The following is a 10,285-nucleotide window of genomic DNA, read 5'->3' as shown; positions in this document are numbered from 1 at the left end:
ACCATCTGGAAATCTAATTTCTTTCTGTCATCCAGTCGTTTCACCTCAGTGACGTCTCTGTCCTAAAAGAAATAAAACAGGCGCTGAATTATCAGCGCCATGTGCAACTGCCCGTCGCACAAAAAGACTGCCCAACTGATAGGCAGTCTTTTCTAATTTCTTAATTACTTCTTCAAGTTATAAAAAGCATCTAGTCCAGCATATTCACCCATGCCAGCTAGTTCATCTTCAATACGTAGTAATTGGTTATACTTCGCTACACGGTCTGTACGAGAAGGTGCGCCTGTCTTAATTTGACCAGCATTTGTTGCAACTGCGATATCTGCAATTGTAGAGTCTTCTGTTTCACCTGAACGGTGCGAGATAACTGCAGTATAACCTGCACGCTTAGCCATTTCAATTGCATCGAATGTTTCTGTTAAAGTACCAATTTGGTTTACTTTAATTAGGATAGAGTTTCCTACTCCTTGTTCAATACCTTGCGCTAGTTTTTTCGTATTCGTAACGAATAGATCATCACCAACTAATTGTACTCTATTTCCTAGGCGCTCTGTTAACAGTTTATGACCTTCCCAGTCATTTTCATCAAGGCCATCTTCAATAGAGATAATTGGGTATTTGTTTACCATCTCTTCATACCATGCAACCATTTCTTCAGATGTACGAGTTACACCTTCACCTTTAAGAACATATTTTCCACCTTCGTAAAACTCAGAAGATGCAACATCCATCGCTAGTTTAATTTCTTCTCCTGGCTTGTAACCAGCAGCTTCTATCGCTTCGATAATTGTTTGTAATGCTTCTTCGTTTGAACCAAGGTTCGGTGCGAATCCACCTTCATCACCAACTGCAGTATTTAGTCCTTTGGAACCTAATACTTTTTTCAATGAATGGAAAATCTCTGCACCAGTACGTAATGCTTCCTTAAATGAAGGTGCAGCAACTGGCATAATCATAAATTCCTGAATATCTACGTTGTTGTCTGCATGCTCTCCACCATTTAGAATGTTCATCATTGGAGTTGGTAGAGTTTTACCATTAAATCCACCTAGGTAGTTGTATAATGGTGTTTCTAAGAAGTTAGCAGCTGCTCGAGCTACTGCCATGGATACACCAAGAATAGCGTTTGCACCTAGTTTTCCTTTATTTTCTGTACCATCTAATTCAATCATTAGCGCATCAATGATATTTTGACGTGTTACATCCAAACCTAGTAGTTCTGGCGCAATAATTTCGTTCACATTATGAACTGCTTTTTCTACACCTTTACCTAAATAACGGCTTTTATCTCCATCTCTTAACTCAACAGCTTCATATTCACCTGTTGAAGCACCACTAGGTACCATTGCAGAACCGAATCCACCTGATTCTGTATAAACTTCTACTTCTACTGTTGGATTTCCTCTTGAATCTAGAACTTCGCGTGCATAAACATCTGTAATATAAGGCATGATTTTCTCTCCTTTTTTCTTTTTACTTTTTAATAAGTGATGTTCCTGTCATTTCTTTTGGTTTATCAACCTGTAATAAATCAAGTAATGTCGGTGCTAAATCTGCTAGAATCCCACCATCACGTAATTCGATACCTTCTTTTGTCACAATGACTGGTACTGGATTTGTTGTATGGGCAGTCATCGGATTTCCTTCTAATGTTAGCACTTCATCTGAATTTCCATGATCTGCCGTAATAATGGCATGTCCGCCTAACTCGATTATTTTATCCACTACTTTACCAAGACATTCATCGACTACTTCTACTGCTTTAATGGTTGGTTCTAACATTCCAGAGTGTCCTACCATATCAGGGTTTGCAAAATTTAAGATAACGGCATTAATTTCACCCTTATCCAGTTCTGTAAGAAGGGCATCTGTAACTTCATAGGCACTCATTTCAGGTTTCAAATCATAAGTAGCTACTTTAGGAGAATCAATTAATATTCTCTTTTCTCCTGGAAATTCTTGCTCTCGTCCACCACTCATAAAGAACGTAACATGTGGATACTTTTCTGTTTCTGCAATACGGAGCTGTTTTAAATTATGTTGAGATAAAACCTCTCCAATTGTATTATCCAGATTTGTCGGTTCATATGCAACAAATCCATCAACGGATTCACTAAATTGCGTAAGCATAACAAAATCTAAATCTTTAGGTACATTAGGTCCACGGTCAAAATCATGGAAATCTTCATTCGCAAATGTACGAGAAATTTGAATCGCTCTGTCTGGTCGGAAGTTATAAAAGATGATCGAGTCTTCGTCTTCTACTTTACCTACTGGTTCACCATTTTCATCTACAATGACAGATGGAATAACGAATTCATCATAGATACCATTCGCATAGGAATCTTCAATAACATCTAGAGCATTCTTGTAGGTTGGACCTTCACCATAGACCATTGCATCGTATGATTTTTTCACTCGATCCCATCGCTTGTCACGGTCCATTGAGTAATAACGCCCAGATACAGTAGCTATTTTTCCTACTCCATACTCTATCATCTTCTCTTCTGTAGACTCAATATATCCTTTCGCAGTTTGTGGTCCAACATCACGACCATCTAAAAATGCGTGGACATACACCTTTTCTAATCCTTGTTGTTTCGCAAGTTTCAGTAAAGCAAATAAATGTTCAATATGGCTGTGAACACCGCCATCTGATAATAGTCCAAAAATATGTAAAGACTTATTTTTTTGTTTGGCACTATTCATCGATTTTAAAAATGCTTTTTTCTCAAAGAAGTCCCCTTCACGGATAGATAGGTTCACTCTTGTAAGGCTTTGGTAAACAATACGTCCTGCCCCAATATTCAAATGACCAACTTCTGAATTTCCCATTTGACCTTCCGGCAATCCTACTGCTTCACCACTTGCTTCCAGTTGATTATGAGGAAAAGTATTCCAATACCGGTCAAAATTTGGTTTGTTTGCTTGTTTTACTGCATTACCTTTTTCCTCATCTCGAATAGCAAAGCCATCTAAGATAATTAAAGCAGCTAATTTATTTGTACTCATTTTGCTCCTGCCTCCACAAGCTGCATAAATGATTCAGCTTCTAGACTTGCTCCTCCAACTAGCGCACCATCAATATCAGATTGTGCAAGTAATTCATCAACATTAGAAGGTTTTACACTTCCTCCGTATTGGATAACTACAGCATTGGCTGTTGCTTCATCTGTCACTTCTTGAACGACCTGACGAACATGTGCACATACTTCATTTGCATCTTGACTAGACGCAGTTTTTCCAGTTCCGATTGCCCAAATCGGTTCATAAGCAATAATCGTTTTAGCAACTTGTTCATTCGATAAACCTTCGATAGCTTTTTTCACTTGCTCACCTACGAAGGACTTTGTTTCATTTGCTTCACGTTGCTCTAATGTTTCTCCAACACAAACAATTGGTGTTAAATCATGCTTAAATGCTGCGTGTACTTTTTTATTTACTGTTTCATTTGTCTCAGCAAAATATTCTCTGCGCTCAGAATGGCCTAATACGACATGAGTTACTCCTAAATCTTTTAACATAACCGGACTTACTTCCCCTGTAAATGCTCCACTATCTTCATAATGCATGTTCTGAGCACTTACAAGTAGATTAGTTCCTTTAGTTTTTTCAACTAAAGAAGCTAAGAATGGATATGGTGCACATACAATTGCTTCTACCTTTTCATTGGAAGGGATTTTTCCAGAGACTGCTTCAACAAATTCATTAGCCTCTTGAATCGTTTTATTCATTTTCCAGTTACCTGCGATTACTTTTTTACGCATGGGATCACCTCTTAAGAATAATTATTTTTCGTTTATGACCTGAACACCAGGGAGTACTTTTCCTTCCATAAATTCTAAGGATGCTCCTCCACCAGTTGATACATGATCCATTTTATCGGCAAGATTAAATTTCTCAACTGCAGCTGCTGAATCGCCACCACCAATGATAGTATATCCTTCAGTAGTTGCTAAAGCTTCTGCTACTGCCTTTGTACCATTAGCAAATGCATTCATTTCGAAAACGCCCATTGGACCATTCCAAATGACTAGTTTCGAATCTCTCACAATTTGGGCATACTTTTCACTTGTTTTTGGACCAATATCTAACGCTTCCCAATCAGAAGGAATTTCATAGATAGCAACAACTTTTTTGTTTGCATCTTCTGAAAAATCATCTGCAACAACAACATCTTCAGGAAGAACTAGGTTGACACCTTTATCTTTTGCCTTTTGCATAAATTCTTTAGCTAAGTCAATTTTATCTTCTTCAAGTAGGGATTTACCAATTTCGTGGCCTTGCGCTTTTACAAATGTATAAGCTAGACCTCCACCAATAATTAGATGATCCACTTTATCTAATAGATTATCAATAACTCCAATTTTATCTTTTACTTTTGCTCCACCAATAATAGCAGTAAAAGGACGGTCAGGATTTTCTAGTGCTTTTCCAATAACAGCTATTTCTTTTTCCATTAAAAAACCTGCAGCTGATGGAATTTTTTCTGCAACTCCTACAGTCGATGCATGTGCACGGTGTGAAGTTCCAAATGCATCATTAACATAGACATCAGCCATTTTAGCAAATGCATCTGCAAGAGCAGGATCATTTTTTTCTTCTCCAGCTTCAAAGCGAACATTTTCAAGAAGTAATATATCGCCTTCCTCTAAACTAGCAATCGCTTCATCTACTTCGCTACCATAAACAGAATCCGTTTTAATAACCGTTTTTCCTAATAGGTCACTTAAGTTCTTTGCAACTGGGTCTAGTCTTAGTTCTTCAACAACCTGGCCTTTCGGACGTCCAAGGTGACTTGCTAAAATAACTTTAGCTCCTTGTTCCGTTAAATACTGGACTGTCGGTAAAACTGCTTTTATACGTGTGTCATCTGTCACTTTTCCATCTTTCATTGGAACGTTTAAGTCCACACGACAAAACACTTTTTTTCCTTTTAAATTGAGGTCTTTAATCGTTTTTTTACTCATTCGAAATCCCTCCAGAAATATATGTAAGCATTACGATATAAATTTTCCCTTATAATCTACCAATACTCAAGAGAAAAGTGAAAAGGAGGAGAATACCTCCCCCACCTTTTCTAGTTCACTTATTCTTATAGTCCTTTTTGTCCCATGTAAGCAGCTAAGTCTACAACACGAGTTGAATAGCCCATTTCATTGTCATACCATGAAAGTACTTTAACCATATTGCCTTCCATAACCATTGTAGATAGACCATCAAGGATTGAAGAATGTGTATTTCCAACAATATCACGAGATACTAGTGGAGCTTCACTGTATTCAAATACACCTTTTAGTTCGCCTTCAGCTGCATCTTTGAATGCTTGGTTTACTTCTTCAGCAGTCACTTCTTTATCTAATTCTGCTACTAAATCTACCATGGAACCATCTGGAACAGGAACACGAACTGCCATCCCATTAAGTTTACCTTTTAACTCAGGTAATACTAACGCAACAGCTTTAGCTGCACCTGTAGTTGTAGGAATAATGTTCTCTGCAGCTGCACGTGCACGACGATAGTCTTTATGTGGTAAATCTAAAATTTGTTGGTCATTTGTATAAGCGTGAACAGTTGTCATTAATCCACGTTTAATTCCGAAACTATCATTAAGTACTTTAGCAAATGGTGCTAAACAGTTTGTAGTACAAGATGCATTAGAAACAATGTGATGGTTGCTTGGATCATATTGTTCATGGTTAACACCCATTACAACCGTGATATCTTCATTTTTAGCAGGAGCAGAGATAATTACTTTTTTCGCACCAGCATCAATATGTTTTTGAGATGAGTCACGATCAACAAAGCGACCAGTTGATTCTACAACGATATCTACACCTAGTTCACCCCAAGGAAGATTAGCAGGGTCACGTTCTGCCAATACTTGGATTTCTTTATCACCTACAACAATATTTGAACCGTTAACAGATACTTCTTCTTCTAATACACCATGAACTGAATCATATTTTAATAAGTGTGCTAGCATATTTGCATCTGTTAAATCGTTAACTGCTACAATCTCTACATCATCTCTTTTAAGAGCTTGACGAAATACATTACGTCCAATACGTCCAAATCCATTAATACCAACTTTTACTGCCATGATTAATTCCTCCTAAAATCTTGTTATAAATATATTTAAAGGGAAGAATCCCTCAAAATCTGTATTGCTGCTGCTTCATCCGTAATGAGCATATGGCTTTTTGCCTGTTTGAAATAAGATTCGATTGCTTTTGCCTTGGAACTTCCTCCGGCAACAGTAATAACATACTCTTTCGAATCCAGATCTTCTAATTGCAAACCAACGGTACGCACTTTGTGAACCACTTCTCCCTTTTGGGTAAAATAATACCCAAATGCCTCACTCACTGCTTTTTCCTCCAACAGCTTTTGCTTAATATTCTCAGGCGTTTTCCTGCGCTCAGCCATTGTTAATGCATCCCCAATCCCATGCAAGACTATGTCTGCATTCTTAATTAACTGTAAAACTTCAATAATAGAAGGTTCATTTATTAGATTCTGATATGAAGTTTCACTAAGTGGGTCAGGTACATATAGTAATCGATAGTTTCCTTGTGCTTTCAGGGACATTTCAGCGGCAATCGTATTGGCTTGGTTCTCAACCTTCTCACCAATACCGCCTCTAGCAGGGACAAATAAATAATTATCAACTTTATCTAAAGGAGACATTACACTTGCAATAGAAGCCATCGTAGTTCCACCGGTTACGGCAATAGTAGCATTAGGCATAATTATTTTCTTTAAATAACGGACACAAGCTTTGCCCATTTCTTGTTTTACCCAATCTTCTTCGTCGCTATTACCAGGAACGATAATGACATTTTCTACTCGTAATATTTCCTTTAAATGAATCTCTAACTGATTTAATTCACTAATTTCAGCTATATATTGGGTTAGTTTTTCTAATATATCTTTCCCTTGATCTGTTATAAGCATTCCCTTGGTTGTAACTTCTATCAATCCCTGTTCATGGAGAAAATCAATCTCACTTCGAACTTGTCTTTCTGTTAAGTTACTTTCATCAGTTAGCCCTCTTCTTCCGATCGGTTGATTCTGATTAATCAAGTGAAGAAGAGAATATCTTGTTTTCAATACTTCTAACAAATCGGGAACAAGTTTTTTTTGAATGTCGATTAATGTCTTCATGACATTTCCCCTTTTATAATCGGGAGCAAATACGTCCCGCACATTAACAAAACGTCCCACACGTCCCAAAAAAATACACATAGAATCCTATGTACATTAGTATTATACCATAATAGCTAGATTATACAATGAAATTGCATTTCTATTAGTTAAAATACACAATCAACATTGTTACTTGTGTCGTAATGGAAAGTTTTCTTTTAATGTTTTCTCCATTGTATAATAATCAACATGTTCACAATCCAGTTTTATACCGTTTATGTCTAACAATGGAATGAGCAATTGATATTCTTCCAACCACGCATCATTTGTATAAATATCTCTCTTTTCAATTTCAAACTCATAATCCTGTTGAAACATTTCTAATAATGCTTCTGCATCATCACATAATGAGCATATTTCCTTTGTATAAAATATTACTTTATTCAATGTGATTTTCTCCTTCATGAAGTGTTTATAGTTTAAGTATACTAGAAAATGGCCGAAGAGCAAAAATATCCCTTTCTACCAAAAGAATATTAAAGGGTTCAATTAAATTCCAGTATTTATTAGTAAGTGAATTATTAATATAGATTCTATTCGTCAAATACCTTAGGTGTTGTTACGATCGTACGCATTAGTAGCTGAGGAGAATAATCTATGCAATGAGGAAAGTGATACAGAGGCAGTTTTCGAAATTGGGTCAACAAAAAAGCAAGAGTCTAATTGACCCTTGCTTATTTTTAGCGCGCCCAGAGGGATTCGAACCCCCGGCAAACCTGGTACCGGAAACCAGTGCTCTATCCAGCTGAGCTATGGGCGCATCATTAAATGTTTGATTGGAACACAAATGTTATTATAACGCTTAAACGTTTAATAAACAAGTATTTTTAATAGGAAAAGGTTTAAATCCCCTTACCAACGGGCATGATGTAATGTGTGATTTCATACATAGACAAGTTGCAAGATTTGGCGAACGTTTTCGTTTGACCTTCATTGACCATTGTTATATGATAAAATTATCCAAAGATTGGATATCCATTTGAAAAGATTAAAGGAGGAATTCCAATGAATTTAATACCTACAGTTATTGAACAAACAAACCGCGGTGAACGTGCATATGATATTTACTCTCGTTTATTAAAAGACAGAATCATTATGTTAGGTAGTGCTATCGATGATAATGTCGCAAACTCTATTGTTGCTCAATTGCTATTTTTAGAAGCAGAAGATCCAGGTAAGGATATCTCATTATACATCAACTCACCAGGTGGTTCTATTACAGCTGGTATGGCAATTTATGATACAATGCAATTTATTAAATCAGACGTATCTACAATATGTACTGGTATGGCTGCTTCAATGGGAGCTTTTCTACTTGCGGCTGGCGCAAAAGGGAAACGTTATGCACTTCCTAATAGTGAAGTAATGATTCACCAACCACTTGGTGGTACGCAAGGGCAAGCAACGGATATCGAAATCCACGCAAAAAGAATTCTACAAATGAGAGAAAACCTAAACAAAATTCTTTCCGAGCGCACTGGTCAACCTATTGAAGTAATCAATCGCGATACAGAAAGAGATAATTTCATGACTGCTGCAAGTGCTGTGGAGTATGGGTTAATTGATAAAGTATTAGAACGTAAACCAGAATAATGCAGAGAAGGGTGGACTGATTAGGCCCACCCTTTTATATTGTTTATTATGTTATTTCTTTCACATAATCATCTAATAGTAAAACTCTATTTTTTACTAACAAACGATACTAAATGATTCAATGCAATCTCTTCATCGGAACCATCTGCTATTAGTTTAATAGATTCACCTGTTGTAACAGCTAAACTCATTAACCCCATAATGCTTTTAGCGTTGACTCTTTTTCCGTCTTTTTCTAAAAATAAATGGGCAGCATACCGGTTTGCTTCTTGAACAAACTGTGCAGCTGGTCTTGCTTGTAATCCTGACTCCAACTCAACTGTAACTACTCTCTCTACCATTTCCCTCATCATCCTCCCCTTAAAGTAAGCGGTCTCATTCTGATTAAAATTATAAGAAAAACGTATAACAAACTTCATCGTTTTTCTTATAATTTAATAATTACTATTAAATAAATTTCATGATAATTAATTATATCATGAAAAAAGAAAATAAAAAATATTTACGAGTTTTTTAACAGTGGCAGATTTTCACCACGTTTTATCTTTTCAGCAAGTTCATCTATCTTCTTTAACCGATGATTTATCCCGGATTTAGATATTTTTCCACTAGAAACTAGTTCACCTAATTCCTTTAAAGATACATCTTCATGTTGCACACGCAACACTGCTACTTCCCGTAATTTTTCTGGCAACGCTTCTAATCCTATTGTATTTTCAATTAATTTTATATTTTCAATTTGCCTAAAAGCTGCACCAATTGTTTTATTTAGATTAGCCGTTTCGCAATTTACTAGCCTGTTTACAGAGTTCCTCATATCTCGAACAATACGCACATCTTCAAATTTGAAGAGAGCATTATTAGCTCCAATAACACTTAAGAATTCAGTAATTTTCTCCGCTTCTTTTATATAAACAATGTATCCTTTTTTCCGTTCTAGAACTCTTGACCGCAAATCAAAGGAGTTTAATAATTCACAGAGTGCAGTATTATGTTGTTCATTTGTATTAGCAATTTCTAAATGATAAGAAGAAGTTTCAGGATTATTTATAGAACCAGCTGCTAAGAAGGCACCGCGTAGATAAGATCGCCTACAACACTCTTTTTGAATAATATCATTTGGAATATCACGAATGAACGTGTAGGAATCCTGGAGAATCCCTAATTCTGTAAGCATTTCATGTACATCTTCTTTTAACCGAACGATGTATACATTATTTTTCTTTAACTTCATTTTTTTACGGACTAACAATTCTACTGGCATATGTGAAAAACTTGCTTTAATTAATGTATAGATTCGCCTTGCTATTGCTGCATTTTCTGTCTGTACATCTAATGAGTAGTTAAACTGAGAAAAGGAAACTGTCCCATTCATACGAATAAGTGCTGCTAATTCCGCATCGTTACAACAGTCCTCTAACTCAGCTGTAGTTAGTTCCTTTTTTATTTCTGAAGCAAAGGACATTTTTCTCCCTCCTTTACC

General features: G+C 36.3%; 10 protein-coding genes and 1 tRNA gene. 1 reads left to right on the top strand and 10 read right to left on the bottom strand.

What is annotated here, in order from left to right; translation table 11 throughout:
• Positions 1–164: 164 nt before the first annotated feature.
• From eno to IEV35_RS04510, 8 genes are all read right to left on the bottom strand, one after another.
• Complete coding sequence (gene eno, locus IEV35_RS04545) at positions 165–1,451, bottom strand: phosphopyruvate hydratase (protein ID WP_188383508.1); 1,287 nt, start codon at positions 1,449–1,451, stop codon at positions 165–167.
• Between the two features lie 22 nt (positions 1,452–1,473).
• Complete coding sequence (gene gpmI / locus IEV35_RS04540) at positions 1,474–3,012, bottom strand: 2,3-bisphosphoglycerate-independent phosphoglycerate mutase (RefSeq protein WP_188383507.1); 1,539 nt, start codon at positions 3,010–3,012, stop codon at positions 1,474–1,476.
• Positions 3,009–3,767: a triose-phosphate isomerase gene (tpiA, locus tag IEV35_RS04535; RefSeq protein ID WP_188383506.1), complete on the bottom strand. Its 759-nt coding sequence runs from the start codon at positions 3,765–3,767 to the stop codon at positions 3,009–3,011. The genes gpmI and tpiA overlap by 4 nt, the downstream gene beginning before the upstream one ends.
• A gap of 21 nt (positions 3,768–3,788) precedes the next feature.
• Positions 3,789–4,970, bottom strand: coding sequence for a phosphoglycerate kinase (locus tag IEV35_RS04530; RefSeq protein ID WP_188383505.1), 1,182 nt, complete (start codon positions 4,968–4,970; stop codon positions 3,789–3,791).
• Between the two features lie 125 nt (positions 4,971–5,095).
• Entirely contained in the window at positions 5,096–6,103 is a 1,008-nt protein-coding gene (gene gap / locus IEV35_RS04525; protein WP_188383504.1) for a type I glyceraldehyde-3-phosphate dehydrogenase, read from the bottom strand.
• A gap of 35 nt (positions 6,104–6,138) precedes the next feature.
• Complete coding sequence (locus IEV35_RS04520; RefSeq protein ID WP_188383503.1) at positions 6,139–7,167, bottom strand: sugar-binding transcriptional regulator; 1,029 nt, start codon at positions 7,165–7,167, stop codon at positions 6,139–6,141.
• Between the two features lie 171 nt (positions 7,168–7,338).
• Positions 7,339–7,596: a glutaredoxin family protein gene (locus IEV35_RS04515; protein ID WP_188383502.1), complete on the bottom strand. Its 258-nt coding sequence runs from the start codon at positions 7,594–7,596 to the stop codon at positions 7,339–7,341.
• Positions 7,597–7,893: 297 nt separating this feature from the next.
• Positions 7,894–7,969, bottom strand: a tRNA-Arg gene (locus IEV35_RS04510).
• A gap of 245 nt (positions 7,970–8,214) precedes the next feature.
• Between IEV35_RS04510 and clpP the strand changes: the two genes are divergently transcribed.
• Positions 8,215–8,802 carry an ATP-dependent Clp endopeptidase proteolytic subunit ClpP gene (clpP, locus tag IEV35_RS04505; protein ID WP_188383501.1) on the top strand — a complete coding sequence of 196 codons (588 nt, stop codon included), beginning with the start codon at positions 8,215–8,217 and terminating at the stop codon, positions 8,800–8,802.
• Between the two features lie 86 nt (positions 8,803–8,888).
• On the opposite strand, the gene IEV35_RS04500 is transcribed toward clpP, so the two are convergent.
• A complete protein-coding gene (locus IEV35_RS04500; RefSeq protein ID WP_188383500.1) occupies positions 8,889–9,143 on the bottom strand; it encodes an HPr family phosphocarrier protein in 255 nt (84 codons plus the stop codon).
• A 161-nt stretch (positions 9,144–9,304) separates the two neighbouring features.
• Positions 9,305–10,267: a DNA-binding protein WhiA gene (gene whiA, locus IEV35_RS04495; protein WP_188383499.1), complete on the bottom strand. Its 963-nt coding sequence runs from the start codon at positions 10,265–10,267 to the stop codon at positions 9,305–9,307.
• Positions 10,268–10,285: the final 18 nt, after the last annotated feature.

The sequence above is a fragment of the Ornithinibacillus halotolerans genome (genome assembly GCF_014637405.1).
GTDB lineage: Bacteria > Bacillota > Bacilli > Bacillales > Amphibacillaceae > Ornithinibacillus > Ornithinibacillus halotolerans.
This window is presented reverse-complemented; position numbering and strand designations above follow the sequence as displayed.